This is a genomic window from Sorangium sp. So ce590, assembly GCF_051521365.1.
Taxonomy (GTDB): Bacteria; Myxococcota_A; Polyangia; order Polyangiales; family Polyangiaceae; genus Sorangium.
In genome coordinates this window covers 3,218,432-3,244,366 of record NZ_CP150346.1, presented here as the reverse complement: position 1 = coordinate 3,244,366, position 25,935 = coordinate 3,218,432, and the positions used below count along the sequence as shown (strand labels likewise).

19 protein-coding genes are annotated in these 25,935 nt (G+C 72.4%); 7 read left to right on the top strand and 12 right to left on the bottom strand.

The genetic code is table 11. The features are described from left to right. Positions 1 to 70: 70 nt before the first annotated feature. Positions 71 to 1,675, bottom strand: coding sequence for a YifB family Mg chelatase-like AAA ATPase (locus WMF28_RS12425; RefSeq protein ID WP_437602399.1), 1,605 nt, complete (start codon positions 1,673 to 1,675; stop codon positions 71 to 73). A 118-nt stretch (positions 1,676 to 1,793) separates the two neighbouring features. Here WMF28_RS12425 and WMF28_RS12420 point away from each other — a divergent pair, with 118 nt between their 5' ends. Then, on the top strand, positions 1,794 to 2,342 hold the full coding sequence (locus WMF28_RS12420; protein ID WP_437602398.1) for a hypothetical protein: 549 nt from the start codon (positions 1,794 to 1,796) through the stop codon (positions 2,340 to 2,342). A gap of 823 nt (positions 2,343 to 3,165) precedes the next feature. On the opposite strand, the gene WMF28_RS12415 is transcribed toward WMF28_RS12420, so the two are convergent. Continuing rightward, complete coding sequence (locus WMF28_RS12415) at positions 3,166 to 5,649, bottom strand: SpoIIE family protein phosphatase (RefSeq protein WP_437602397.1); 2,484 nt, start codon at positions 5,647 to 5,649, stop codon at positions 3,166 to 3,168. Positions 5,650 to 6,043: 394 nt separating this feature from the next. Continuing rightward, positions 6,044 to 6,367 (bottom strand): hypothetical protein, encoded by a 324-nt coding sequence (locus tag WMF28_RS12410; protein WP_437602396.1) that lies wholly within the window; start codon positions 6,365 to 6,367, stop codon positions 6,044 to 6,046. A gap of 565 nt (positions 6,368 to 6,932) precedes the next feature. Between WMF28_RS12410 and WMF28_RS12405 the strand changes: the two genes are divergently transcribed. Beyond that, positions 6,933 to 8,594 (top strand): ribonuclease J, encoded by a 1,662-nt coding sequence (locus WMF28_RS12405; protein WP_437602395.1) that lies wholly within the window; start codon positions 6,933 to 6,935, stop codon positions 8,592 to 8,594. 313 nt (positions 8,595 to 8,907) lie between these two features. Then, complete coding sequence (locus WMF28_RS12400; protein ID WP_437602394.1) at positions 8,908 to 10,275, top strand: RNA polymerase sigma factor RpoD/SigA; 1,368 nt, start codon at positions 8,908 to 8,910, stop codon at positions 10,273 to 10,275. 28 nt (positions 10,276 to 10,303) lie between these two features. Here the strand turns inward: WMF28_RS12400 and WMF28_RS12395 are convergent, their stop codons facing one another. The 6 genes from WMF28_RS12395 to WMF28_RS12370 all read right to left on the bottom strand — a co-directional run bounded on the left by WMF28_RS12395 (position 10,304) and on the right by WMF28_RS12370 (position 16,555). Beyond that, complete coding sequence (locus WMF28_RS12395) at positions 10,304 to 11,299, bottom strand: aldo/keto reductase (RefSeq protein WP_437602393.1); 996 nt, start codon at positions 11,297 to 11,299, stop codon at positions 10,304 to 10,306. A 126-nt stretch (positions 11,300 to 11,425) separates the two neighbouring features. Then, positions 11,426 to 12,184: an SDR family NAD(P)-dependent oxidoreductase gene (locus tag WMF28_RS12390; RefSeq protein WP_437579931.1), complete on the bottom strand. Its 759-nt coding sequence runs from the start codon at positions 12,182 to 12,184 to the stop codon at positions 11,426 to 11,428. A 255-nt stretch (positions 12,185 to 12,439) separates the two neighbouring features. Then, positions 12,440 to 12,682, bottom strand: a complete 243-nt coding sequence (locus WMF28_RS12385; protein WP_437602392.1) for a hypothetical protein — start codon at positions 12,680 to 12,682, stop codon at positions 12,440 to 12,442. Continuing rightward, positions 12,679 to 13,917 (bottom strand): hypothetical protein, encoded by a 1,239-nt coding sequence (locus tag WMF28_RS12380; protein ID WP_437602391.1) that lies wholly within the window; start codon positions 13,915 to 13,917, stop codon positions 12,679 to 12,681. The genes WMF28_RS12385 and WMF28_RS12380 overlap by 4 nt, the downstream gene beginning before the upstream one ends. Positions 13,918 to 14,195: 278 nt before the next feature. After that, complete coding sequence (locus WMF28_RS12375) at positions 14,196 to 14,981, bottom strand: hypothetical protein (protein ID WP_437602390.1); 786 nt, start codon at positions 14,979 to 14,981, stop codon at positions 14,196 to 14,198. 2 nt (positions 14,982 to 14,983) lie between these two features. Beyond that, entirely contained in the window at positions 14,984 to 16,555 is a 1,572-nt protein-coding gene (locus WMF28_RS12370; RefSeq protein ID WP_437602389.1) for a hypothetical protein, read from the bottom strand. A 28-nt stretch (positions 16,556 to 16,583) separates the two neighbouring features. On the opposite strand from WMF28_RS12370, the gene WMF28_RS12365 reads away from it, so the two are divergent. Further along, positions 16,584 to 17,120: a hypothetical protein gene (locus WMF28_RS12365; RefSeq protein ID WP_437602388.1), complete on the top strand. Its 537-nt coding sequence runs from the start codon at positions 16,584 to 16,586 to the stop codon at positions 17,118 to 17,120. A 102-nt stretch (positions 17,121 to 17,222) separates the two neighbouring features. Here WMF28_RS12365 and WMF28_RS12360 read toward each other — a convergent pair whose 3' ends face one another. Together WMF28_RS12360 and WMF28_RS12355 are read right to left on the bottom strand one after the other, a co-directional pair. Further along, a complete protein-coding gene (locus tag WMF28_RS12360) occupies positions 17,223 to 19,451 on the bottom strand; it encodes a glycoside hydrolase family 3 N-terminal domain-containing protein (RefSeq protein WP_437602387.1) in 2,229 nt (742 codons plus the stop codon). A 489-nt stretch (positions 19,452 to 19,940) separates the two neighbouring features. Further along, positions 19,941 to 20,975: a 3-oxoacyl-ACP synthase III family protein gene (locus tag WMF28_RS12355; protein ID WP_437602386.1), complete on the bottom strand. Its 1,035-nt coding sequence runs from the start codon at positions 20,973 to 20,975 to the stop codon at positions 19,941 to 19,943. 111 nt (positions 20,976 to 21,086) lie between these two features. Here WMF28_RS12355 and WMF28_RS12350 point away from each other — a divergent pair, with 111 nt between their 5' ends. Together WMF28_RS12350 and WMF28_RS12345 are read left to right on the top strand one after the other, a co-directional pair. Then, the gene (locus WMF28_RS12350) at positions 21,087 to 21,836 is read left to right on the top strand and encodes a hypothetical protein (RefSeq protein WP_437602385.1); all 750 of its coding nucleotides are present in this window, start codon (positions 21,087 to 21,089) and stop codon (positions 21,834 to 21,836) included. 229 nt (positions 21,837 to 22,065) lie between these two features. Beyond that, the gene (locus tag WMF28_RS12345; RefSeq protein ID WP_437602384.1) at positions 22,066 to 22,500 is read left to right on the top strand and encodes a hypothetical protein; all 435 of its coding nucleotides are present in this window, start codon (positions 22,066 to 22,068) and stop codon (positions 22,498 to 22,500) included. A gap of 171 nt (positions 22,501 to 22,671) precedes the next feature. Here WMF28_RS12345 and WMF28_RS12340 read toward each other — a convergent pair whose 3' ends face one another. Beyond that, positions 22,672 to 23,043: a hypothetical protein gene (locus WMF28_RS12340; RefSeq protein ID WP_437602383.1), complete on the bottom strand. Its 372-nt coding sequence runs from the start codon at positions 23,041 to 23,043 to the stop codon at positions 22,672 to 22,674. Positions 23,044 to 23,922: 879 nt separating this feature from the next. On the opposite strand from WMF28_RS12340, the gene WMF28_RS12335 reads away from it, so the two are divergent. After that, positions 23,923 to 25,923, top strand: coding sequence for a DUF1565 domain-containing protein (locus WMF28_RS12335; protein WP_437602382.1), 2,001 nt, complete (start codon positions 23,923 to 23,925; stop codon positions 25,921 to 25,923). Positions 25,924 to 25,935 lie beyond the last annotated feature (12 nt).

Here is a 25,935-nt window from a genome sequence, read left to right as displayed (position 1 = left end):
CGGCCGTCGGGGCGGCCGCGATCGCGCCTGCGTCACCGCGGGCGCAATGGTCTTGGATCGCGCGGCAGGCTCAGGCGCCCGCTGCGGCGGTGGCAGGCGGAGGGCCGGAGGCGGCCTCGCGGTCGAACAGCCGCGCGCCGATCGCCTCGGCCACGTGCGCCGCGCGCACGGCGCAGGTCCTGTCCATGTCGGCGAGCGTCCGGGCGACCCGCAGCACCTTTGTGTACGCCCGCGCCGAGAGGCCGAGCCGCTCGACGGCCGACGCGAGCACGCGCGCACCGGAGACGTCCGGCATGGCGACGCGCGCGAGATCGCGCGGGCCGAGCTCGGCGTTGTGCGTCGCCGCGACCTCCCCCGCCTCGAAGCGCGCGCGCTGCGCGGCCCGGGCCTCGACCACGCGCGCCCGCACCGCCGCGGAGCTCTCGGGCGCGTGCAGCGACGACCGGCCGTCGACCCCCGACGCCCGGAGCGGCGCGCACAGGTGAGCGACATCGACGGGAGGCAAGGCGATGTGCAGATCGATGCGATCGAGCAGCGGCCCGCTCAGCCGCGCGCGATAGGCGCGCACCCGGTCGAGAGAGCAGACGCAGCGGCTCCCGCGATCGCCGTAGAAGCCGCACGGACAGGGGTTGATGGCGGCGACGAGGACCGGACGCGCAGGGAAGATGACGCGGGCGCGGGCGCGGCAGAGGGCGACCGTGCCCTCTTCGAGGGGCTCGCGCAGCGCCTCGAGGACGCCGCGGCGGAACTCGAGGAGCTCGTCGAGGAACAGGCAACCATGGTGGGCCAGGGAGACCTCGCCGGGGCGGATCGGATCTCCGCCGCCGACGAGGCCCGCGGCGCTCACCGTGTGGTGCGGGGCGCGGAAGGGGCGAGCCGCGACAAGGCCCCTGTCCGGAGAGAGCAGCCCGGCGACCGAGTGGATCGCCGTGATGTCCAGCGCCTCGTCGTAGGACATCGGCGGCATGATGGTGGGCAGTCGGCGAGCGAGCATGGTCTTCCCGCTGCCCGGCGGGCCCATCATGATGAGGTTATGTCCACCGGCAGCCGCGATCTCGAGGGCGCGCCGCGCCCCGTGCTGGCCGCGGACCTCGGCGAGGTCCACCGCCGCGCCGCCCGGCTCGGCCGCGACCGTGGCCATGGATCCGGCGCCGGGAAGGGCCTTGTTGCCGCGGAGGTGCGCGACGACGTGGCCGAGGTGCTCCGCGATGAGCACGTCGACGCCGGCCACGCTCGCCGCCTCACGCGCATTGCCGTGGGGCACGATCGCGCGCAGGATCCCCTGCTCCGCCGCGCCGCGCAGCGCCGGCAGGACGCCGCGCACGGGGCGCACCGCGCCGCTCAACGAGAGCTCGCCGAGCAAACCGATCTTGTCGAGCCCCTCGGCGGGGACCTTGCCGAGCGCCGCGAGCGCGGCGATGGCGATGGCGAGGTCGTACGCGCCGCCGCTCTTCTTGAGGTCTGCCGGGGCGAGGTTCACGGTGATCACGTATTCGTCGAGCTCGACGCCGAGTTGCTGGAGCGCGGCGCGGACGCGCACGCGGCTCTCGCGGACGCTCGCCTCGGCGAGGCCGACCATCTGGAAGAACGACGGACCGCGGCCCGAGTCGACCTCCACGCGGATGGGGTGGGCGTCGAGCCCGAGCAGAGAGAACGTGAGCGCCGTGGCCTGCATGCCGGACCCCTTTCGCGAACAACGTGCCAGGCGCGGATGGACGCGATTTCAGGGACTTACGAGGCGGCAGGGGTGGCGGACGCGGCGGAGGGGGTGGCGGCCGCCAGGGGAAGTCGCCGTGACCGAGGCGCTCGTCCCCAGCCCGGCGAACCAACGTCGGCTTCGCGACAGGCGAACGCCGCCGCTCGCCGTTCCTCGGATGGGTGGCGACCTGGCGCCTTCCGTACGTCATTACGCGCGCCAGACCTATTTCGTCAGGAGTAGCAAGAAGGAGGCTCTCGCGGATCTTTCGTCTGATGCACGGATCTCATCGGACGAGGAGCGAATTCGAGACTTGATGCCTCGCCAAATTCGCGCCGTGCTGAGCGAGGCCATGCTCGCCTCGCTCAGGGAGCTGGCCATGGATCCGAGCAAAGCCCCTGAAGCCCCAGCGTCTCGATGTTTCCGGCTCTTCTTTGAAAAACGGGGGAGGGCCGAGGTCAAGGCTGAAGGCAAGCAGGAGGCTCTGCTCGCTGTGCTCGACGCACGCGTGCCTGTCGCTGACGCCGGAGGAGCGGGCTCGAATCAAGGCCTGCACAGTCACCGCGGAGCTCTATCGATGGATCGCCCGCGCCGGAGCGGCTTTCTCGCCCACCTCGCGCTGAATCAGGAAAGCGCGGCTTCATGAGGCGCGCCAGGCAATCAGGGCCGAGCGGCCTTGACAGCGCAGATCGCGCTTCGACCCCGGACGAGGACCTCGACTGCCCAGAGCCCCCCGTCGACATGCCCTTCGCGCTGGAGGCGCCACATCAAGGCCCATCCTCCGGGACTCACCCACGTTCCCTGTCCGCTCGAATCGCCACGCATCTCCCCGTCTGCCGCTCACCGGCAATCACGCGCTTTCGCCAGCTGAGCGAATGGAGCGACCACCGAGAGAGACTCCCGGGCGCCGTGCCTCCGGGTGACGCACGCCCCGGGCACTCCCGTTGCAATGAACCACGGCCGGGGACCACGGCGAGGGATCGCGACGATGCGGCGGGCGCTGCATCGCGCACCCCGTCCCTCCATCGAAAGGCAGGTTACGTATGGGCACTCCTCGGAAAATCCAAGCTGGGCTCGCGCTCGCGCTCGTGACGGCGTTCGCGTCCCTGACCGCATCCGCCTCGGCATACGATGCCGCACCTGCGAGCGAAGACGCCTCGCTCCGGCAAGCAGGGCTCCAGTGCACCATGTCGTCGGGGTTCAGCCCGACCGGGAGAGAATGGGGGCAGGTGTACTTGACGCGTACCCCGGGGGTCTGTCAGCGAATGCGCCTCGGCGGCTCGGCGCCGATGGACTTCCCGTCCTGCCATCAACGCGGCAGAGAGCTCGGGTGCCACACCATCGTCGATTGATCCAGGAGACCACCGGCTCGCGGTGACCCGCGCGCCGGGCGCACCGCGCCACCTCGATCGATCGCCGCGATGCTCGATCCCGGCCGCTGCGACCCCCCGTCGCGCTGCTCGGGCGCGCTAGGGCGCGCGGTACCTCGCCACGACGATCGTGATGTCGTCGTCCGGGCTCGGGCACCAGCCCGCGACCTCCTCGAGGATCCGGTCGCGGATCGCGTCGACGGGCGCCGTCTGGACAGCCTCGATGACGGCGCACAGCCGCTCCAGCCCGAACTGCTCGTGATGGGCGTTGCGCGCCTCCGTCACGCCGTCGCTGTAGAGCACGAGCACGTCCCCGTCCCCCAGGAAGAGCTCGGCATCCCGCGTCATCGCGCCGATCTCGGGCAGCGCCCCGATCCAGACCCCGGAGCTCGGGATGCACGCGCAGCGCCGTGTGCGCGCCGAGCACACGATCATGTCGTCGTGCGCGCCGGCGAACGTCACCCGCCCGTTGCGCTCGTACCGGAGCAGCACGAGCGTCGCGTGCTCGTCGCGGTCCAGGCGATCGCGAACGTTCTTGTAGACCGCCTTGTTGAGCACAGCGACGATCTTCGCCGGGCTCGCGCTCGGGTCGTTGCACGTCAGCGCCGACACCATGCTCTGGATCATCAGCATGATGAGGCCCGCCGCGAGGCCGTGCCCGGCGACATCGCCGATCCCGAGCCACCCGCCCCCGGGCGTCGCGATGACATCGTAGTAGTCGCCGCCGACCTCCGCCGCCGGCTTCATCACCGCGCAGAGATCGAGCCCCTCGATCGAGAGCTGCTTGGGCACCAGCGTGGTCTGGATGCGCGCCGCGACCTGGCTCTCCTGGCGCACCCGCTCCTGCTCCAGGCGCTCGCGCAGCTCCACCTCCCGCACGACGTCCCGGTGCAGCGCCGCCGCCTTGACCGCCGAGCCGAGCTGGAGGCGCAGCACGTCGTAGCTCATCTCGCTGGCATGGCTGTCGAGCACCGCGACGCCGAATTTCTCCACATCGCCGAACGCGACCGGGAGGAGGACCATGCTGCTGCGCTCCGCGTCGTCCAGGAACCCCGGGGGCGCGAGGTTGCGCGCCGGGAAGCTCACCGGCGGCGCCTCCACCTCGCGGCCGTCCTCCATCAGGAACAGCGGCTTCAGCGTGGCGCGCTGGGCATCGTCGTAGAGCGACACGGCCACCTGCGAGAACTGCATCCTCGGCAGCTCCGACGCCAGCAGGCCCTTGAGCACGGGCAGGCTCAAGCACGCGGCGAAGCCCCGCGCGCCGTACGTGACGTCGATCGCGGCGAGCTCCACGCTCAGCCGCTGCTCTCCCTCGACGTGCACGGACTCGCTCCCGATCAGGATCCGCGCGGCGTGCCAGAGCTGCTCCAGGGCCGCCGCGTCGCCGCCCGCAGGCGACGGGTGGACCCGCGCGCGCAGGAGCGAGATCACGGCCTGGAACTGGTCGAGGAGCACGCCCTCGTGCCTCGCCTCGTCGAGCAGCTCCTGGAGCGCGCGCAGGAACCGGCCCCTGTCGCCCGCGAGCTCCTCCTCCAGCGCGGCGAGCAGCTCGCCCGCCCAGCCGTCGAGGGCGCCGATCGGGATCGCCACGCTCCTCCTGAGCGCGCTCTCCAGCGACGCCCGCTGCTCGGCGACCGCGCCCGGATAGCCCCGCGACGACGGAGCCGGCGGCGGGGTCGTGTCGCCCGCGTGAACCCAGCAGCCGCAGGACTCGCGCCGCGTGAGCTCGACCTGGACGAGCTCCAGCGCCGGGACGGGCTCGCCGCCGATCATGCGGAGGACCGTGCTCACGGCGATCCTCCCGAGCCGCTTGATGGGCTGGTGCACGGTGGTGAGCGACGGCTTCGTGAAGCGCGCGATGCCGACGTCATCGAAGCCGCACACGAGGACGTCCTCCGGGATGCGGTGCCCCTCCTCCTTGAGCACCTCGATCGCCCCGAGCGCCATCCTGTCGTTGGCGGCCACCACGGCGTCGAAGCCGACCCGGCGCGCCAGGATCTCGCGCATCGCGTCGCGCCCGGTCGGTATCGTGAACGCGCCGACCGCCATGAGGCGCTCGTCGCACGGGAGAGCCCGCGTCGAGAGCGCCCTCCGGTACCCGCCGGCGCGCAGCTGCGCTTCCTCGCTGTTGACCGGCCCGCCGATGTACGCGATGCGCTGGCGCCCGTGCTCATCGGCCAGGTGCGCGACCGAGATCTCGCTGCCGAGCGCGTTGTCGACCATGAGGCTCGGCACGCCATCGATCGCCATCCCGAGGCTGCACACCGGCAGCGGCGCGAACGACCGGCAGAACGCCCGCATGACGTCGACGCCGCCGTAGTGGTGGGAGAGCGTCGACGAGGCGACGATGACGCCGTCGGCCGTGTCCTGGCCGATGAGGTGATAGAACGTGCTCCGGTCCGCCTCATCCGGCCGGAGGCCGCTGGACGGGTCGCCGAAGGCCGTCAAGAGGTTGACGTCGTGCACCTCGGCGGCGCGCTCGACCCCGGCGCGCAGCTCCGACTGGTAGTCGCCGACGACGTTGTTGATCAGAAACGCGATCGTCCGGCGCTTCCTCGACATGACCTCAGGCTCTCGGCTCATGCGTCGGCGATCGAAGATGTTGGGTCCGGTGGTCGATACGAGCCCTCCAGCCTACGGCGTCCTCGGGCCGGATCCAATCCCCTCCTGCACCCGCCGCCATCCGGGGGGTATGTGGGCGGGACGCGCGTCGGAGAGCCCTCGGCCGAGGCGCGACCCGTGAGCGCCATTCGTATTCCCCACCACACACGAGCCCGTCCCCCCGCCCTGCCTGTGCCCCACCGCGGCCGGTAGGCGGCGGGGCACAGGCGACTCGAGGCGGGACACCGGCGATCCGCGCGGTGCGCGCGACTGACACGTTGACGAGCAACCGCGCCTCCTCACCTCCGCGCCTCTCGCCTCCCGCCTCACACACGCGACCAGCCGCGATGACGCGTCATTCCTGTCGACGCCTACATCAGCGGCGTGGAGGTGGAAGCGGACATGCGAGCTTGTCGAGCGGCACCCCGGCGAAGTACTCCATGACGAGCGCCGCCCCGCCCGGGATGCTCTCCAGCCGGTCGGCGCGAACGACGCTATCGAGGTTGAGGTGGCGCGAGATCTCGAGCTCGTGCCGGAGCTGCGCGACGTGCCGCTGACCGGGGTGCTCACCCTTCACCACCTTGATCGTCACCGGGGTACCGTCTGCGTCGCGTCGTGGGCGGTAGATTACGGTATCGGCGGTTTCGCACATCAGCTCAACCAGTGTGAAGGGTAGATCTCCGATCCTGGTCTTGCGCATGGTTTGTCGATGCTTGCATGGGCAGAACGCCTGTGGCAAGCGTGTAAGCTCGCCGCGGCAAAGCGGGTGATGTTCGCCGCGGCGCGGTTATCGCGAGTCCGGTCGGCGCGATACCGCGGCTCGCGGAGCGTGGGTGAGCCAGAGAACGGTTGGCCTCGGATCGAGGTGAGTGAGCACGTCGGAGAGATCGGTCGCGCCGAGGATCACACCGGCGATCTTCGCCGACGGCTTGCGCGCGGACAGGCGGGTGAGGGCGACGATGAGGTCATTCGAGCCATCGATGGCGGAGTGGACGTCCTGGGGACGATGCGTGCGAGGGGCAGGGCGCCGAGGATGAGCCCCTCCGGTGGGGCGGGAGAGGTAATCCGCAGACCGGAGCACACACCCGCGCCAGGCGGGCGAGCCGGCTCTCCCGGCGCGGCTCACCCGCGCCGGCGGCGCGGCGTGGGCCGGCGCCGACCGGCCCGCAGCGGGCGCGAGGGCCGGCGCCGACCGGCCCGCAGCGGGCGCGAGGGCCGGTCGCGCGCGCCGCGATGGCGGTGGGGGAGTATTCGCGCGATCGACGATGCTAGGCTGCGCGCCCATGGGAGTCCGGATCATTCCTCTCGGCGGCCTCGGCGAGGTCGGGATGAACGCGATGCTGATCGAGGAGGGGAGCCGCCGCGTGCTCGTCGACTGCGGCGTCATGTTCCCCAACGACCAGGTGCTCGGCGTGGAGGTCGCGATCCCCGACCTCAGCTACGTGCGCGAGGTGGGCGGGATCGACGCGGTGCTCGTGACGCACGGCCACGAGGATCACATCGGCGGCCTGCCGTCGCTGCTGCGCGAGTTCCCGGTCCCCGTGTACGGGACGCGCTTCACCCTCCGGCTCGTGCGCGAGCGCCTCGTCGAGCACGGCATCGAGGTGCCGCTCCGCGAGGTCGAGCCGCAGCAGCACTTCACCGCGGGCCCGTTCCGCGCCGAGCCCCTGCGCGTGACCCACTCCATCCCCGACGCGGTCGGCTTCGCGATCGAGACGGGCGAGGGCATCGTCATCCACACCGGCGACTACAAGATCGATCTCACCCCCGTGGGCGGCGACCGGCTCGACCTCGGCCGCTTCGCCGAGTACGGCCGCGCCGGCGTGGTGGCCCTCCTGTCGGACTCCACCAACTCCGAGCGCGACGGCTGGTCGGTGAGCGAGACCGCCGTGGCCGAGGGGTTCGTCCGGCCGTTTCGCGAGGCGAAGGGGCGCATCCTTGTCGCGCTGTTCGCCTCCAACGTCCACCGGGTCCAGAGCGTCCTCGACCTCGCCGCCCAGCTCGGCCGCAAGGTCGTGCTCGCCGGGCGCAGCCTCGCGACAAACACGCGGATCGCCGAGGAGATCGGCATCCTGACCATCCCCCCCGGCGTGCTCGTCGACGACGCCACGGCGGCCACGCTCCCGCCCAAGCGCCTCATCGTGCTCGCCTCGGGCGCGCAGGGCGAGCCGAACAGCGCGCTCGCGCGCATGGCCGTGGGCGACCACCACCGGCTGCGGGTCGACCCGGGCGACACGGTGATCTTCTCGTCGCGCGCGATCCCCGGCAACGAGATCGCCGTCAGCCAGCTCGCCAACCGCCTGGCGAGGCGCGGCGCCGTGGTGATCGATCGCGGCCTCGATCCGATCCACGCGAGCGGCCATGCCCAGGCCGAGGAGCAGAAGATGCTCCTCGACGCGGTCCGGCCGGAGCACTTCGTCCCCATCCACGGCGAGTACCGGATGCTGCTCGCCCACGCGCGCACGGCGCTCCGGATGGGCGTGCCGGCGTCGGGGGTCTTCGTGATCGAGGACGGCGAGTCGCTGGTCATCGAGGAGGGCCAGATGCGCACCGGGAACGCGGTGAAGAGCGGGCGGGTGTGGCTCGACGCGCGCGGCGGGCTCGACGTCTCCCAGATCGTGCTGCGCGAGCGCGAGCAGATCTCGGATCAGGGCCTCGTGATGGTGCTCGTGGTCGCCGACCGCAAGACGGGCGAGGTCCTGCGCGGCCCCGAGCTCCTCGGGCGCGGCGTGGCGCACTTCGAGGAGGGCGGCCCGCTGTTCGCTGCCGCGCTCGCGAGCGCGCGCGACGCGCTCGCGGCGCTGTCGCCGGCGGCGCGCACCCTGGGCCCGGCGCTGGAGGACGCGCTCAGCCGCGGCGTGCGGCGGGTGTTCCGGCGCGAGGCCTCGCGGCGCCCTGCCGTGCTCCCCCTCGCCGTGCTGCTGTGACGTCCGGCGGCTCTCGACCGGGCAGACCAAGGCGGACGCGGACGCGGACGCGAGCGCGGACCAGGAGCGACCTGGCGCGGGGCTGCTCTGACAGGCAATCTGGAGCCTCCTTGCGCTGGCCCCTTTCCCGAGCGCGGCGAGTGATTACGGTGCAAGGACCGGCGGAGCCCCTTTGCTCTGCCGTCGCGCGGCCGGCGTCGTTTGGTGGTCTCTCCTGGGGAATGTCCTCCAGGGCTTCGTGCTCCGGTGAGCGGCCGGGCCGACCACCGCGGCGCGGCACCCTGGTGGAGCGATCGAGATGAAGGAGAAGCCCATGAGCTCGCTCCTGGCGGGCGAGACCGAAACGACAATTCCAGAGGAGCGGGACGCGCGCGCCAAGGTGCAGCTCGACGCCGGGTTCGGCCGGGTTGCGCCGTCGCGACGGGAGGCGCCCGCTGGCGGGCAAGCTGCGCCGTCCGCGCGGCCGGGCGAGGACGTGACCGAGATCTACCTTCAGGAGATCTCGCGCAACGCGCCGCTGAGCCGGGATCTCGAGGTGGAGATCGGCCGGCGGATCGAGTCGGCGGATCGCGCGGGGATCGAGGCCTGGGTCGCGTCGCCCGTCGCGCTGCGCGAGCTCGCGGCACTCGCGGATGACCTGCAGGAAGGTCGGGTGGGCGTGGGCGATCTGCTGCTGAATGCGGACGCGGACGACGAGCTGCGCGACGCGGCGTCCGTGCGGCTCGCGCGGCTGCTCGGGCTCGCGCGAGCCGCGGCGGAGGCCGGCCAGACCGAGCCGGGCGGGCAGCGCGCCCGGGCCGACCTGTCGGCCGGGCTCACCGACGTGCGCCTGGGCCCCGCGGTGGAGGAGCGCCTCGAGCGCGCGCTGTGCGAGGCCGCGGCCGCGGCCGACGGGCCCGGCCGGGAGGCGATCGACGGGACGCTGGCGGCGATGCGCGGCGCCCGTCACGCGGCGGCGGCGGCGAGGGCGGACATCGTCCGCGCGAACCTGCGGCTGGTGGCGGCGGCCGCCCGGCAGCTGCGGCACCGCGGCGTGCCGCTGCTCGACCTCATCCAGGAGGGCAACCTCGGGTTGATGCGCGCGGCGGAGAAGTTCGATTACCGGCGCGGTTATCGGTTCAGCACGTACGCCACGTGGTGGATCAAGCAGTCGCTCGCGCGCGCGCTGATCTATCAGGGCCAGGTCATCAAGGTGCCGGTCCACTTCGCCGAGACCCGTCGTCGGGCGCTGCAGGCGCGCAAGGAGCTGGAGCAGGAGAACGCGCGCGAGGCGGCGCCGGAGGAGGTCGCCGAGCGGAGCGGGCTGTCGATGGAGAAGCTCCAGACGTTGCGGGAGATGGCGTTGCCGCTCGTGTACCTGGACGCCCCGGTCGGGGACGACGACGACGGCCCGCGCGCGGGCGATTCCTTCGCGAGCGAGGATGCGGCGCCGGACGAGCTCCTGGTCCACCGCCGCCTCCACACGCAGGTTCGCTCGCTGCTCGAGTCGCTGACGCCGCGCGAGCGCGAGGTGCTCCGGCTCCGGTTCGGCCTCGACGGCGAGCAGACGCACACGCTCGCCGAGATCGGCGGCATGTTCTCGGTGAGCCGGGAGCGGATCCGGCAGATCGAGGAGAACGCGCTGAGCAAGCTGCGGACGCTGTCGCGCAGGCAGGCGCTCGACACGCCGCTCGGGGGTTGACGCGCGGGCCGAGCGGGGTGCCGCAGGCTCAGCGCTGCGCGTCGCCGCGGCGGAACTCCGCCGTCGCCTCGTCGAGCCGGGCCTTGAGCTGCGGATCGAGCGCGAGCTCGGCCGCGGCGAGCGTGGCGTCCAGCTGGTCGGGCCGGCTGGCGCCGATGATGGCCGAGGTGATGACCGGGTTCGCGAGCACCCACGCGACGGCGACGGTCGTGAGCGATTGGCCTGCTTCGGCGACGATGCCCTGCAGCTTCTCCACGGTCGCGAACGCGCGCTCGTTCCAGTAGCGTTGCTGGTAGTTGCTCGCCGCCGCGCCGAGCGTGAAGCGCGTGCCCGGCGTCGGCTCGCCGCGGCGGTGCTTGCCCGTGAGGAACCCGCCGGCGAGCGGGTTGTACGGAATGACGCCGAGCCCCTCCTCCTGCGCGAGCGGGAGCAGCTCGCGCTCGATCTCCCGGAACAGCAGCGCATAGCGCGGCTGCACGGACACGAGCTGCGCGAGCCCGCGCGCCTCGGAGCGGCCGAGCGCGCGCGCCAGGCGGTACGCCAGGTAGTTGGATACGCCGATGTACCGCGCCTTGCCGGAGCGAACCACGGTGTCGAGCGCCTCCAGCGTCTCGTCGATGGGCGTGTTGCGGTCGTCTGAGTGGAGCTGATAGAGATCCACGTAGTCGGTGCCGAGCCGGCGCAGGGAGGCGTCGATGGCGTCCAGGATGTGCTTGCGCGAGGCGCCCTGATCCCACTCGTTCGGGCCGACGCGGCCGACGCACTTGGTGGCGAGGATGAAGCGGTCGCGCTTGCCCTTGAGCCAGCGGCCGACGATCTCCTCGGTGCGCCCGGCGGTAGGCAGTCCGCCGCCCAGCGGATAGACGTCGGCCGTGTCGAGGAAGTTGACGCCGGCGCCGGCGGCCTTGTCGAGGATGGATCGGGAGGTCTCCTCGTCCGTCTGGAAACCGAACGTCATCGTGCCGAGACACAGGCGAGAAACGGTGAGGCCGGTACGGCCGAGGCGGGTGGTCGGGAGGGTCATGGTGTTCCGTGATTTCTTCGGGAGTGGCCCGTAGAGTTGTGGGCAGGGTGGCTCGGGATGTCAATCGGGCACGCCGAGCGGAGTGAAGCGCCTTGGGAAGAAAGGAGATGGCCGAGCGGCGGCAGATCAGTAATAGATCGGCCCCACGCTCCCGCCGCCGGCGACGACGGCGTCGCCGTTGATCGCGACGCTCCTCGGCGAGGCGAGGAACGTGACGACCCACGCGACCTCGCGGGCGTCCACGATGCGGCCGATGCTCACCGAGGCGGCGAGATCCTTCTCGGACTCGGACCGGGTGCGCTCGGTGCGCGTCGCGCCGGGGTGCACGACCGTGACGTTGATCCCCTTCGGGCCCAGCTCGTCCGCGAGGTTCTTCGTGATCGCCGCCACGCCGACGTTGCGCAGGGTGGCGACCGGACGGCCGGTCTTGCGCACGGCCAGCCCGCCGATGTTGATGATGCGGCCCCAGCCGTTCGCGATGAGGTGCGGCGCGACGGCGCGCGCGGTCCGCAGATAGCCCACGACCTTGATGTTGATGTCCTCGATCACCTGCGCGTCGAGGATCTGGTCGAGGCGGGTGGCGGGCGAGATCCCGCCCGGCAAGGCGGCGTTGTTGACCAGGATGTCCACGCCGCCCAGCGCGGCGACGGCGCGCTCGACGAGCGCGTTGACCGAGGTCTCGTTGCCTGTGTCGACCACCAGCGGGACGACGCGGCGGCCCGTCTCCGCCGAGAGCTCGGCGGCGGTCGCCTCCAGCTTGTCCTTGCCGCGCGCGGCGATCACGACGTCCGCGCCCTCGCGCGCCAGCTCCCGCGCGATGGACTTGCCGATGCCGCGGCTACCGCCGGTGACGATGGCCCGCTTGCCGGTGAGTTCGAGGTCCAAGATCAGCTCCCTTTCATCCGCAGACACGACGCCTGGGTCGTCGCGCGTCGCGGGAGCCGCGGCAGAGCACGTTTCATTCCATGCTCTTCTCACCCCACCTCCGCAGGTGAGATGACACACGCCGGCCTGCGCGGCGCCCTGTCGTCCTGCGCGGCGCGCCTCCGGGCGGCATCGCGCCACGCAAGCCCGCCCGGCGGCTCGCCTGTTTCGCAGGCAGTAGGCTGCTGCCGCTGTGCTGCGGGCACAGCAGCCCGCCTATCGCGATCGGAGCCGATCGACGGCCGCGAGCACACCCGCCGCGATCGCGAGGATCGGCGCGCAGACCACGCCGCCGAACCACGAGAGCGCGTAGGCGACGCCGAGCGAGGCGTCGCCCCCCCCGCTGCCGGGCGGGGCGGTGCCGCTCAGCACGGAGACGTGCTCGCGCAGGCCGAGCAGGTGGCAGGCGGCGAAGGCGGCCACGAGCAGCGCGGCGCCGAGGGCGAGCAGGCGGCTCACGGGGCGCCTCCCGCGGCGGCGATCCGCTCCCAGAGCGGGCCGAAGCTCAGCGCGTAGAGCAGCGCCGCGTCGCCGACCTGGTTGCTCGCGGCGTAGCGCAGCCGGCCGCCCTCGCGGATCGGGAACGCGGCCAGGTCGAGCGAGGTGAGCAGCGCCCCGAGGTACGGCGCGTCGCCGAAGGCCGCCGCGCCGAGCAGCGCGAGGCCGCTCGATCCGGCGCTGGCCCCGACGAGGGGCACGATCGGGCCCGAGTCCACGTCCTCCGGGCCGGACCAGGAGCGCGGCCACTCGCGCGCCCAGCCGAAGCCGAGGAGCTCCGCGCCGAGCTCACGGCGCGCTCGCGCGTACTGATCGCGCGCGAAATCAGGGTCGATCAGGAGCAGCGCGTGCGCGACAAGCCAGAGGGACGATCCCTCCGGGCCGTCCAGGATCCTGCCGTCGTGGGTGTAGCTCGACACGAGCAGCCCTGTCCTCGGGTCCACGAGGCGGGCGCGCGCCGCCGCGAGCCAGCGGCGACCGAGATCCAGGCCTCGGCGCTCGCCGCGCAGCGCGTCGGCCATGCGCATCGCGCCGAGGGCGAGCGTGTTGCAGAAGGTCCAGCACTCGTCGGGGTAGCTCTCGGCCGACAGCATGGGGCTCCGCTCCATGCGGGACCGCATCTCGGCGACGCGCGCGTCGAGCTCGGCCTCGAGATCGGCGCGCCGCGCGACCAGCGCGCGGGCGCCCAGCATGAGCGCGATCTCGCCGTCCACGAAGAGGCTGCGCGCAGGCTGCTGCACGAACGGCCCCCGCGTGGCGTAGGGCATCATGAAGTGCAGCATCCCCCGCTCGCGCTCGAGCGCGAGGGTCTCGTCGACGATCCGGTCGATGACGGCGAGGTGGCGCGCCTCGGCGCCTGGATCCCGCAGCGCGGCGTTGGCGAGGCCGAGGACGAGGAAGGTCCGTCCCATGAAATCCCACTCGGCGTTCGTGGCCCGCATCCGCGCGAGCGCCGCGTCCTGCGCGGCGCCGTCCTCGTCCCAGAGCGAGAGCTGATGCGCGAGCAGCGCCTCTCCGCGCGGCGAGAGCGCGCCGGAAGCGCGGTGCTCGCCCGGCTCGTGCCGGAAGAAGAGCTGGAGACTGGGAAGCCAGACGGCCGTCGCGACGAGCAGGGACAGCGCGACGGCGCCGAGCCGGCGCAGGCGGCCAGCGGCCCCAGGGCGGACCACGACGCCGGTGGAAGAGAGGTCGGTCATGAGACGGAGCGTGGCGCGGCGCCGTGGCCGGGCCGCGCGCGAGATGTGGCGGATCGGAGGATGTCCCGGGGATCTTCGCGCCGGATGGCCGATCCCGTACGGCGCAAGGGTGGGTGCGGGGGGGCGATTTGCCCCCGAAGGCGGGAAGGCAGGAAGGAAATCGTCAATGATCTTCCCGCCTTCCCGACTTCATGTGACATCTCTCCGGGCAAATGCCCCCACCACCCCATGGTGGCCGGATTGGATGGCCGCCTGTTCCGCAGGGCCATCGCGATACGCTATCGAGCGTCGGGCGGCGGATTGACGGGGGCGACCTGGCGGAAGAGCTTCCTCACGACCGCGCGGGTCATGGCGAGGAGGTTATCGCCGGTGAAGCGGAACCAGAAGCCGACGTAGCAGCCGTTCGTGCGGAAGCCCGGGTTGACCGCGGCGTAGCGCCTCGCGGCCGGGCGGTCGAAGTAGCGCGCTGGATAGCGGCGCAGCGTCTCCTCGGTGATGAAGATGTCGACGAAGACGAGGCCGGTCTCGTCGTCCACGCGGTAGTCGCTCTCCCTGGCGAGCGTGAGGAGCGCCTCGCGCACGGCCTCGTCCTCCGCGGTGCCCCGGCGCTTCGGATCGAAGAGCTCGTAGCGCGCGAGCGCCTCGGTGATGGAGACGAACCCGAAGAGGCTGGCGAGCGAGAGCCGGTAGAGGCGAGTCCGCGGCGCGCGGCGCTTCGTCTCGATCAAGAACAGGAGTCCGGAGGCGAGGTGCAGCCCGCGGGTCCGGAATTCGGGCGAGATCCGCAGCTTCCCGCCGACGATGGCCCGGCTGCGCGGCAGGGCGAGGGGCGCGGTCTTCCAGAACTGGAATCCGACGATCACCCCCGAGTCGACGCGGCGGAAGACATGAACGACATCGTTTGTCTCGGCGTGGACGCGGAAGTGATCGAAGTCCTCGGCCATGAGCGCGCTCGCGAGGGCGTGGAGCTCGCGCAGGCGCTGCTCGGTGAAGTCGCGCCGCTGCACGGTCTCGAGGCGAACGGCGGGGCGAAGCGGGGAGAGGCGGAGAAGGGTGTTCAGCATGGCTAGGGAGAACGGCCCTCTGCGCGGTAGCCCATGTACTTCAGGAAGCCGCGCGTGCCCTGGGTCCAGTTCTTCGGGCGGCCGGCATAGAGGTGATCGATGCCGTGGCGGGCGATGCGATCGCCGAAGTCGAGCCACGACGTGTCGCCCGAGACCAGATAAGCCGCGCCGAAGACGTGCGAGATGAGCAGGTTGAGCGTCCCCCACGCGCTGCTCTGGTACGCGACGTCCTCGCAGCCCCAGAGATACTGGAAGGCGACCCCATCGCGGTTGATCGCGTGGTCGCGGTACCACGCCGCGGCCCTGACCACGACCTCGGGGACGCGCGGATCGCGGAGGAGCAGCCACGCGTCCATCAGGCCCTCGACGAGCAGCGAGGTCATGAACGGCGAGCCCCCGCGCGGGCCCCGCCCGCACTCCTCGGGATCCGGAGCGTGGATGTCGTGCTCGAAGGCGCCGCTCCGGCTCGCGCGCTGCCACTCGAAGGCCGTGCCGATCAGCGCGACGAGGGCCTCGCGCACGTCGGGGCGCGGCTCGACCGCGTAGTAGCTGGCGAGGCCCATCAGCGTCCACGCGAGGTTGCGCTCGGTGCCCTTGATCTGCGGCTTGTCCCCTGCCCTCAGGGCGGGCAGGTTCCGCAGGTACGCCTCGCCCAGCCCGCGGAGCGCGCGGAGCGCCTGCGGATCGCCCGTGAGCAGGTAGTCGTCGAGCATCCCCTGGCCGAGCATGTTGCGCAGGTGCCTCCAGGCCATGGGCGTCGCCGGGTCCCAGCGATCGGCGCACGCGTAGAGGGCCACCTCGCCGCCCGCGAACCAGCGGAGCTCGTTCCCGCGGTACCAGGTCGACTCCTCGCGCGCGCGCCGGTACGCGCCGGGCGTGCCGTGGTGGATGAAGCGCTGGAACAGCGCGTGTGGCGCGTCGTAATAGGTGCGCTCCATGGCCGTCGCGCCGCAGCCGATGCCATAGGCCTGCCAGGCGGGCGTCATCTCGGCGAGGTAGCGCTCGCTCTTGTCCTCCCAGACCTTGAACGCCGTGTTCTGGTCCGCGGTGATCTGGTAGCCGATCACGCGGCTCCTCGCGTACCAGGACGGCGGCAGCCGGGCGACCGCGGGGCCGTCCGGGCTGGGCGCGAGCGCGCCGGCGTCGCGGCGGCCCGGCGCGCCGTACTCCAGGGAGAAGGTCGCCGAGGCGCCCTCGTCCAGGGAGGCGCGCCACGCCACCAGCACGGCGCGCTGCGAGCCGTCCGCGGGCCAGGTCGCGATCGAGGCGGCGTGGAGGCTCACCTCAGCGCCGGCGGGGTCGACGACGCGGAGGTGCGCCGGGTCGAGGAGCACGCCGGACGGGAACGGCACGCCGAGGGAGACGATGCCGTCGCGCAGGGCGCCGCGGTCGGCCGTGACCGTCACAGGCACCTGGCCTCGCTGCGCCGCGGGCCTGCTCCCGGCGAGCGCCGCGCGGTCCGGATGACCGGGGGCGCTGCTCGGGCTGGCGGCGCACCCCGCGAGGAGCGCGACGAGCAGGACGGGCGCTGGCGAGCCAGGCCCGAGGCGCGTGCGCTTGCGTGGGGTCGACATCGGCCGGGCGGCATCTAGAATAGCCGAGATGCCGCGGGAGAATACGGCATTCGGTCATCCCTGGTCTCTGCCCGGGCTCGCGCTGGTCGGTCTCGTGGGCTGCGCCGCGGCCCGGCCCTCCACGGCGGCGCTCGTGGACTCGCGGGGGATCAGCCCGCCGGAGCGGCCTCTCTTCGAGGTGAGGGCCGGCGAGTTCTTCTGCCGGTTCCACCACGGCGACCGCGAGGAGCCGCGGCTCCCGTGCCGGATCATCGATCCGGGCGATGGCGGGCGGCGGCTCGAGAGCGTCGGGGAGCCCCGGCGCATCGAGGGGGCGCTGACCCCGATCGATCACCGCAGCATCCGGTTCGAGGGCACGTTCGCCCCCGCGCCGGGCGCCGCGGCCGAGACCGTCACGGCCACGTTCGAATCGGTGGACTACCACCTGTACCGCGGGGCGCTGCGCGCGGCGGGGGGCGAGACATGGGTGACGCTCGAGTACCTGCCCACGCCGCAGGACATGAGCGGCCAGCCGGCGGCGGCGGCCGGACCCGGGGCGCGGCCGGAGAGCGCAGGGCGGCGCTAGAGCATCGAGCCGTTGAACGTCGTCTAGCCCCCGTATCTACCGGAGGCCGTCGGAAGGGTGGGGCTGTCATTGGCCCGGAGACGTTTCACACGTCCTCATGCTCTACGCCACGTCGAAGCCGGCGCTCAGCAGGTCCTGTGGCCGGGACGACGAGCCGATGTGGACGCGGAACTCCCCCGGCTCCACCACGCGGCGCCCCTCGGCGTCGATCAGGGACAGCGCCGATGCGGGGACGTCGAACCGCGCCGTGCGCGCCTCGCCCGCGGCCAGGCGCAGCCGGCGAAACGCCTTGAGCTCCTTCAGCGCCCACGTGGACGACGTCACCCGATCTTCGATGTACAGCTGGGCGATCTCGACGCCCTCGCGCTCTCCTGTGTTGGTGATCGTCACCTCGAAGGAGGCCACGCCGCCTCGCCCCACGCTGGGCGTCAGGACCTTCAGGTCGCTGTACGCAAAGCGCGTGTAGCTCAGGCCAAAGCCGAACGCGAACGCCGGCTCCTGCGTGAGGTCGGCGTAGCGGCTCCCGTGCTGGCCGCGGGCCTGGTTGTAAAACACCGGCTGCTGGCCCACGTGGTAGGGAAACGAGATCGTCAGCTTGCCCGAGGGGTTGATCCGCCCGAACAGCGCCTCGGCCACCGCCCGCCCGCCCATCATCCCCGGATTGAACGCCTCGACGATGGCCGACGTGCCGAGCACCGAGCGCGGCATCACCAGCGGCTTGCTGTTGACGAGGACCACGACCGTGGGCACGCCCGTCCTGGCAATCGCGTCCGCCAGGGCCCTTTGCCCGCCCATGAGCTCCAGGGTCGCCGTGCTCTTCGTCTCGCCGATGAGCTCGATCCGATCCCCGAGGACCAGGACCACCACGTCGGCGCCCCGGGCCAGCTCGACCGCCACGGGGATGTCCGACTCGTCCTCGCTGACGACCGAGCACCCCGCAGCATGGACGACCTCGCACCCCGAGGGAGCGAGCTCCCGTATCCCCTCCATGATCGTGACGATGCTCGAGCGAGGGTGCTGGGGGCCGTTGCCGCCGCTCATCTGGCCCGACCCGAGCGACCAGTCGCCCAGCTGGGCGATCGGGTCGTCCGCGTTGGGACCGATCACCGCGATCCGCCGCAAGGGCCCCGGCGCCGCGCCCGCCCCGCGAGCGGCGTCGCTCGCCGCCGGGGAGCCCGCGCCGTCCGCGAGCGGCAAGAGGCCGTCGTTCTTCAGCAGCACAAGCGACGCCCGCGCCACCTCCAGGTTGAGCTCCCGGTGGGCCGCGCACCCGATGATCTCCTCGATCCGCCGCTCGCTGCTGTACCCGGGGTCCTCGAAGAGCCCGAGGGAGAACTTGAGCGAGAGGACGCGCCGCACCACCGCGTCGATCTCGGCCTCGGCCAGGAGCCCGCGGCGCACCGCCTCCTGCGCCCCCTCATGGAACTGCGGGGTCGCCATCATCAGGTCGTTGCCGCTCCGGATCGCCACCGTGGCCGCCTCGGCCATGTCCTTGCAGACCTTCTGATCGAGCACGAGATTGGCCACGTTGTTCCAGTCGGTCACGACGATCCCCGCGAAGCCCCACTCCTCCTTGAGGACCTCGGTCAGGAGCCAGCGGTTGGCGGTGGCCGGTATCCCGTCCATGGACTGATATCCTGTCATGAACGCCATGCAGCCGCTCTGCGCGGCCTTCTCGAAGGGCGGCAGGAAATAGGAGCGCAGGTAGCGCCGCGAGATGTTCGCCTCCGACGCGTCACGGCCGCCCAGCGTCTCCGAGTAGCCCGCGTAGTGCTTTGCCGTGGCCAGCACCGCGTCCGGATCGTCGAGGCCCTTCCCCTGATAGCCCTTGACCATCGCGCACGCGAGCTCCCCGATGAGGTAGGGATCCTCGCCGAACGTCTCCCCCACCCTGCCCCAGCGCAGATCACGCGTCAGGCACAGGACAGGAGAGAACGTCCACTTGAGCCCTGTCGCCCGCATCTCGGCGGCGGTGACCCGGGCGACCTGCTCCAGAAGGCCTGTGTCCCAGCTGCACGCCATGCCGAGCTGCGTCGGGAAGATCGTGGCGCCCGCCCAGAAGGAGTGACCATGAATCCCGTCATCGGCCATCAGCACCGGAATGCCGAGCCGGGTGCCCAGCGCGCGCGTTATCGCCGCGTCCGCGTCCTTCCCGTTGCAGTGCAGGAGGCTGCCGACCTTCATGCGCCCGATCGCGTCCTCGAGATCTCCCTGCGCGTCCAGCTGCATGAGCTGGCCGATCTTCTCGTCCAGGGTCATCCGACTCAGGAGGTCTTCCACCCGCTTGCCCACGGGTTGCTTGGCATCTTTGTAAAGGGGAGCGTCGATCATGAGTTCTCCTGAACAGGACGAAGGGCGCACGATAACAGGTCCCCCCACTGGCGCAAGACGGGGGACTTCTACCGTGCAGGGCCGGGCGTGCGAGGCTGGGTGAGCACAACAGACGATCGCGCGCCCTGCGCTCGACCGCCGCCGCGCGCGTCATCGCTTCTGCCGTGACAGCCTCGCTCCCCCGCGGCGGCGGGCGGCGAGCTCTGCATCCTCCAGCCCCGCGCGCCCGCGCTCAACCCCGCGCGCCCGCGCTGAGCGCGCTGGCCGTCGCGCGGGTCGGGACGCTCTGGCACGAGCGGCTCGAGGCCGAGCCGGGCACGCGTGGCCCCGCAGCGTCCATCGCGGAGGTCGCGGCGTACGCGGAGGACGTCGCGCGCGACGACACCTGCTGCGCGCGCTCCGCCGTCGAGCAGCCGTTCAGCGAAGCCCGGGGCGCGCCGCATCGACGCGCGCGCCGGGCGGGCCGCGCTCGACCTCACCCCGGTCGGATCACATGCGGACGACCGCGCTGCCCCACGTGAGCCCGCCGCCGAGCGCGCAGAGCAGCACGTGATGCCCGGGCAGGATCCGCCCGTCGCGGAGCGCCTCGTCGAGCACCGCGGCGACCGAGCCGGCGTTGGCGCCGGCCGCGCCCTCGCCGTCGAGCGCGCCGAGGACGCGCTGCCGCGGGCACCCGAGGCGATCGGCGAGGTGCGCCGCGAGCTGGGGGTCGGCGTGGTGCGGGATCACCCAGTCGATGTCCGCGGGCGCGAGCCCGGCCGCCCCGAGCGCCGCGAGGGCCTGCGCGCCGAGGTGCTCCTCCGCCGCCTGCCGCAGCTCGGGCTGCTTCACGCGCAGGTACTGCCGCCGGTCGGCGAGCCGCTCGAGCGTGAGCGGCTCCGCGGATCCACCGCCGGGCACCTGGAGCACGTCGGCCCTCTTCCCGTCGGCCCGGAGGCTGACGCTCAGGATCCCGCGCCCGTCGCCGGCCGCCGGCCCGACCACGACCGCGCCGGCGCCGTCGCCGAAGAGCTGGGCCGAGGCCCGATCGCGCGGATCCATGCGGCGCGAGAGCAGGTCCGCGCCGATCACGAGGACGTGCTTCATGGTCCCCGCCGTGACGAACTGGGTCGCCACCGACAGCCCGTAGAGGAGACCCGTCAGCGACGCGGAGAGGTCGAACGACGGGATGAGCTCTGCGCCGAGCTTCTGCTGCACGTACACCGCCGTCGCCGGCATCGGCGCGTCGCCGCTCGACGTGGCGAGGATGATCATCTCGAGGTCGCGCGGCCCGAGGCCGGCCGCGTCGAGGGCCGCCTTCGCCGCCCTCGTCGCCAGATCGCTCGTCGTCTCGCCGGCCGGGCCGCGGCGCCGCGCGTCCTCCGCGCGGGCGCCCGCAGGCGCGCCGCCCCCCGCGCTCGCGTCGCGCGCCGCGCCGTCCGCCGGCGGCGCGCCTGCGGGCGCGGCGCTCTCCGGGGCGGCGAGCGGCAGGGAGCGGCCTGTGCCGAGGATGCGCGCGCGGGGATTTCTGGCATCGAAAGTCATTGGGAGCGCAGCCTACATCATGGGCTGCGCGTTGGGACCGGCGATCGAGCGCCGGGCCCGGTACACGGAATGCTTGAGTCGCGGACGCGCTCCGGTACATAAAGCGCCGCGATGGCTACGAGCTCCGAAGACAAAGACCGCCCCGACACGGACGACGCACCTTCCGGCGAGGCCGACGCGCAGGACACCAGCAGGGAGGAGGACGACGGCGAGGGCCGCGCCGATGCCCGCGCCGACGCAGCGGCCCCCGCCAGCCCCGCCAGGGCCTCGCGCCCGGCGAAGCAGGCAGGCGCCGCCCGGCGCCCGGCGGGCAAGAAGCCCGGGGCGCGGCCGCGAGCGGCCACCCAACCGCAGGGCGGATCGCTCGGCAAGAGCATGATCCTGTTCCTGATCATCATCGGCGGCCTGGCCGCGGCCTTCGCCTACTTCGGGCGCGAGCCCGCGCCCGGCGCGGCCGGCCCCAAGTGGAAGCCCGGGGACAAGGCGCAGGTCGAGGTCACCCTGGTGTCCAGCGACATCAAGGAGCTCGCTTGCTGGTCGGCCGAAGAGGTCGCCGGCCGGCACTGTGCGTTCGAGTCGGCCACCAAGGGCTGGTCCAAGGGGGATGCGGACGACAAGAAGCTGCTCCGTCCTTACACCACGACCGACCGCGTCCAGTTCCTCGCCGCCGGCCTCTGGAGCGAGCCCGCCCTCACCGCGGGCAAGCTGCCGTCCGCACGGTTTGCGGTGAAGTGCACCTACACCGTCGAAGGCAAGATGAAGCGGCCCGGCATCCGCTGGACCAGCGAGGGCGCATGGCTCGACCGGACCGATGACTGGTACACGGGGCTCTTGTCGGATTGCAAGCTCATCAACCCCTGATGTGGCAGGCGCTGCTGCGTTCGCCCGCGTCACGCGCGGCGCGCGCCGCGCGACGCAGTGCACAGGGCGCGCGCCGAGCGTCCTGCGCCATACTCCTCGTGTGACCGCGACCCGCCGTGGTAGTGTCATGGTTGGTTTGGAGGTGCTCATGCCCTGTCATCGGGTGATCGCATTGGTGTCGTTGGCCGCGTTGTTCGCCGTTGCTGGATGTGAAGCGGACCCGGGCACCGTGAACGTTCTGCCGAACTACATCAGCGTATCGAGCTCCTCCGGCGGGGGCGCGGGCGGGGAGGACGTCGGGACGACCACCACCGTCTCCACGACGAGCGCGGGCGGCGACGGCGGCGCGGGAGGCATGGCGTGCGCGTGCGAGGCCGGGCTCTCGTGCTGTGGCCCGGCCTGCGTCAACCTGGCCAACGATCCGCTCAACTGCGGCTCGTGCGACACGCGCTGCGCCGAGGCGCAGGCGTGCATCCAGGGCGAGTGCAAGGATCCCTGCGACCCCGACTTCGGGTGCGAAGAGGGCATCTGCTGCGGGGTGACGTGCTGCAACGACGGCACGATCTGCTGCGACTACGGGACCAGCGCCGAGGCGCCTGACGTGCACTGCCAGGCGCCGGTGAACGGGACCTGTCCCCTTGCCTGCAGCGGCTGCGAGAGCTGACGGACATCGATAGCGACGCGGCGGCGCGCGGCGTGCCCGGACGATCCGGGGGCGCAGCGCGTCGGCGCGTTGCGTGCCGTGCGCGGGCCTCCCGGCCTGTCGCGCGCCGCGACGACCTGCTGCGCGCACGCAGCGCCCCCGTCCCGCGCGCGGCCCTCGCGCGCGGGTAGCTCACCTTTCCTGGAAGAGCTTGCCCGGATATTTGCGCTCGAAATGGCCCACGACGCCGCGGCCGATCGCCTCGATCGTGAGCCCGGCGATGCCCATCTTGATGGCCGGCCCGATCAGTGGGACGAAGCCGACGGCCCGGGTGACAAGGAATTTCAAGCCTTGCCCGAGGATCGCGAAGCTCCCGCCAGCGGCGGTCGTCGCCACGGATCCGACGGTCTCGCCGTAGATCTCGCCGACCATCCCCATCATGTGGGTCTCGATCGCGACGAGCCCGGTGGACGTCGAGATCGGGAGCGGGAGCGCGGCGAACGCAGCGCCGCCAATTGCGTAGCGGTGAACCCAGCGAAGAGCTTCATCCCTGCACGTCGTCATGTCTCGAGGTTGCCGCAAGTCGCGCCGTCCGTCCATCGCACACCGCGCTGATGCAGCAGGTGCGAGGATCGGCTCGGGCGCGCGCCGTGTCCTCTGTGCGCTGCCTTCCCGGCCGGTGGGGAATCGCGCGTGCGTGACCGTCGTCCGGCTCGACCTCCGCGCTCGCGCCGGAGAGCGGAGCCGAGGCAAAGCGACCCCGCGAGGGGATGTACAACCGTCGGAGCCCGCGTCGATCGGAGCTCCAGCGGACGGCCCTCGATCGCGCCTACGCGAGCGCAATGTGCGAGCTCGCCCGCCGCTTCCCCGACGACCTCGATGCCAGCGCCCTCTTCGCCGAGGCGCTCATGGACCTGCGCCCGTGGGATCTCTGGACGCTCGACGGCCGGCCCGAGCCGGTCCGCCACACGCTCGGCACGGCGCTCCTCGAGGGCGGGTCGCCCGCGCGACGCCGAGGCGACGTACCGGGAGGATCTGGCCCGGAACCCCGACAATGGCTTGTCGCTCCGCGGCCTCGAGCAGAGCCTGCGCGCACAGGGCAGGGAAGAGGAGGCAACCGCCGCACACGAGCGCTTCGAGCGCGCCTGGGCGCGAGCCGACGTGCAGCTGTCCGGGTCACGCCTGTGAATGTCCGGTCTCGAGCGGCCGGGAGCGACGAGGAAAAGAGCGCATTACCGGCATGCGCGTCGGCTCATCTGCTACGTTGATCGGGTGTTGTGCGCAAAGCTTGGACTCTCAGCGCTCCTGTGTCTCTTCTCTTTCACTGTCAGCCTGTGCGCCGCGTCGCTCCTCGGTTGCGAGGGCACCGAGCTCCCGCCGTATTCTCACCTGCCGGGGGACGACGCTGGCGGACCCGGGTGTGCACCGGGGCAACTCAGCGGCGTGAGCGGATGTGTCTCGGCGGGCATTCAGGGCTGCCCCGGCGACTTCGTCGGCGAGGACGGCTTCTGCCGTCCGGCGCTCGAGAAGTGTTCACCCGGGACGGTCCCGAGGGTGGACGAGGGTTGCGTCGAAGTCGGGATCCCCGGCTGTGCGGCGGAGTTCGTGGAGGGCGGCGGCTGTCATCCCACCATGGCCAGGTGCCCGGAAGGGACCTTCGCGGTCCCGCAGAAGGGGTGTATCTCCATCGACGGCCCAGACGGCTGCGGCGCGGGGCCGTGGGGCCAAGTCGTCGAGGTGCCCGGCGACATCCATGTCGATCTGACCTACGCGGGAGGGGACGGCGACGGGTCGCGGGACAGGCCGTTCACGACGCTGGCGGGCGCGCTCTCGGCGGCGCAGGCGGGGGGGCGCGTCGTCCTGGCCGAGGGCGAGTACGACGAGCCGGTCGAGATCATGAAGCCTATCGAGCTCGTCGGGCGCTGCGCGTCCCGGGTCGTGCTCCGGGGCGAGCAGGACGATTCGAGCGGCAACGTCAGCGCGGTCTGGATTCATGACGTCGAGGGCGCAGGCGTGCGCGGCGTGAGCGTGATCAGCCCTTCCATCGGGCTGTTCATCCAGGCAGCGGAGGTATCGGTGCGCGACGTCCGCGTGACGGGCGGGAGCGGCAACGGCGTCGTCGTCGCGCTCCCGGGCGCGAGCCTCGACATGTCGCGCAGCCTGGTCCAGGCGTCGTGGGCGGGCGAGGGCACGGGCGATCTCTGGACGAACGTGCTGGTCGCATCCGGGGCGCGCGCGCGGCTCACGGAAAACGCGCTGGTCGACGGCACGGTCAGCCTGCGGATCACCTCCGAGGCCGCGGAGGTGGTCGCGGAGGGCAACCTGCTGGAGGCCACCGCCCTGCAGACGGAGACGAGCGATGCGGTCGGCGTGCTCCTCGACGCGGGCACGCTCAGGCTCGACGCGAGCGCGCTCGTCCACCACCGCCTGGGCGCGCTGGTGACGGGCTCCGGCGCCGAGCTCGTGGCGACGCGCAGCCTCATCGCCGCTCCGCCCGAGGGGGCGCTGGAGGCCGGCGGCGTGATCGTGGAGCAGGGCGCTCGCGCGACGCTCGAGTCCAGCGTGCTGTCCGGCGCGTGCGACGCGCAGCTCGTGGTCGCGGACGCCGGCACGGCGGTCGAGGTGTCCGGGACCCTCTTCCAGGGCGCGGCCACCGCGGAGGAGGGCCGCCTCGGGTACGCCATCGAGCAGCGGGGCGGAGCGCTCTCGCTGTCGTCGAGCCTCGTGCGTCAGGCCGGCGACGCGGGCCTGTTCGTGTCGGGCGGGACGTTCTCGGCCAGGGGCGTGGTCATCGCGGGCACGCGCGCGCGCCCGATCCACCGGGATCGCGCAGCCGGCGTGGTGGTGCAGGGCGCGCGGGCCACGCTGGCGTCGACGTATGTCCTGGAGGCCCATGTCGCCGGCGTGGCCGCGTCCCGGGGAGCGGAGCTCGAGCTCACGGACAGCCTCATCGAGCGCGCGCTGCCGGAGGAGCGCGACGGCACCGGCGGCGTGGGCCTGCTGAGCGCCGGGGCGGCGGGGGTCGTCGTCCGGAGGTCGGCGGTGCTGGAGAGCCGCGTGGCGGGCATGCTGCTGCTCGCGTCGCCGAGCACGGTGGAGGACACGGTCATCCGGGGCGTCGAGAGCGGGACGTTCTCCCCCCCGAGCGCCGGCGGGCAGGAGGAATCGGTGCCGGACATCGGCGACGGCCTCCTCGTCCTCCGCTCGGCGGCGCAGGTGAGCTCGGTGCAGGCGGAGGGCTGCGCGCGCGCCGGGCTGCTCTTCAGCGACAGCCACGGTGCGCTCGCGCGCTCTCGCTCCACGGGCAACCGGTTCGGCCTGGTCCTTCAGGGCGCGCGTGCGCCGAAGCTCTCGCAGGACAACACCTTCGAGGGCAACCAGGAGAGCGATCGTGTCACCGCCGGCGCTCTCCCCGTCCCGAGCAGCGCCGCGCCCGCCCCGTGACGCGCCCCCGCC

Coding starts and splice junctions, on each gene's coding strand:
- WMF28_RS12360 (WP_437602387.1), bottom strand. CDS start 19,451: ATGATCGACGCTCCCCTTTACAAAGATGCCAAGCAACCCGTGGGCAAG.
- WMF28_RS12380 (WP_437602391.1), bottom strand. CDS start 13,917: ATGACCGACCTCTCTTCCACCGGCGTCGTGGTCCGCCCTGGGGCCGCT.
- WMF28_RS12410 (WP_437602396.1), bottom strand. CDS start 6,367: ATGCGCAAGACCAGGATCGGAGATCTACCCTTCACACTGGTTGAGCTG.
- WMF28_RS12365 (WP_437602388.1), top strand. CDS start 16,584: ATGCCGCGGGAGAATACGGCATTCGGTCATCCCTGGTCTCTGCCCGGG.
- WMF28_RS12415 (WP_437602397.1), bottom strand. CDS start 5,649: ATGAGCCGAGAGCCTGAGGTCATGTCGAGGAAGCGCCGGACGATCGCG.
- WMF28_RS12405 (WP_437602395.1), top strand. CDS start 6,933: ATGCTAGGCTGCGCGCCCATGGGAGTCCGGATCATTCCTCTCGGCGGC.
- WMF28_RS12425 (WP_437602399.1), bottom strand. CDS start 1,675: ATGCAGGCCACGGCGCTCACGTTCTCTCTGCTCGGGCTCGACGCCCAC.
- WMF28_RS12370 (WP_437602389.1), bottom strand. CDS start 16,555: ATGTCGACCCCACGCAAGCGCACGCGCCTCGGGCCTGGCTCGCCAGCG.
- WMF28_RS12355 (WP_437602386.1), bottom strand. CDS start 20,975: ATGACTTTCGATGCCAGAAATCCCCGCGCGCGCATCCTCGGCACAGGC.
- WMF28_RS12375 (WP_437602390.1), bottom strand. CDS start 14,981: ATGCTGAACACCCTTCTCCGCCTCTCCCCGCTTCGCCCCGCCGTTCGC.
- WMF28_RS12400 (WP_437602394.1), top strand. CDS start 8,908: ATGAGCTCGCTCCTGGCGGGCGAGACCGAAACGACAATTCCAGAGGAG.
- WMF28_RS12395 (WP_437602393.1), bottom strand. CDS start 11,299: ATGACCCTCCCGACCACCCGCCTCGGCCGTACCGGCCTCACCGTTTCT.
- WMF28_RS12350 (WP_437602385.1), top strand. CDS start 21,087: ATGGCTACGAGCTCCGAAGACAAAGACCGCCCCGACACGGACGACGCA.
- WMF28_RS12340 (WP_437602383.1), bottom strand. CDS start 23,043: ATGACGACGTGCAGGGATGAAGCTCTTCGCTGGGTTCACCGCTACGCA.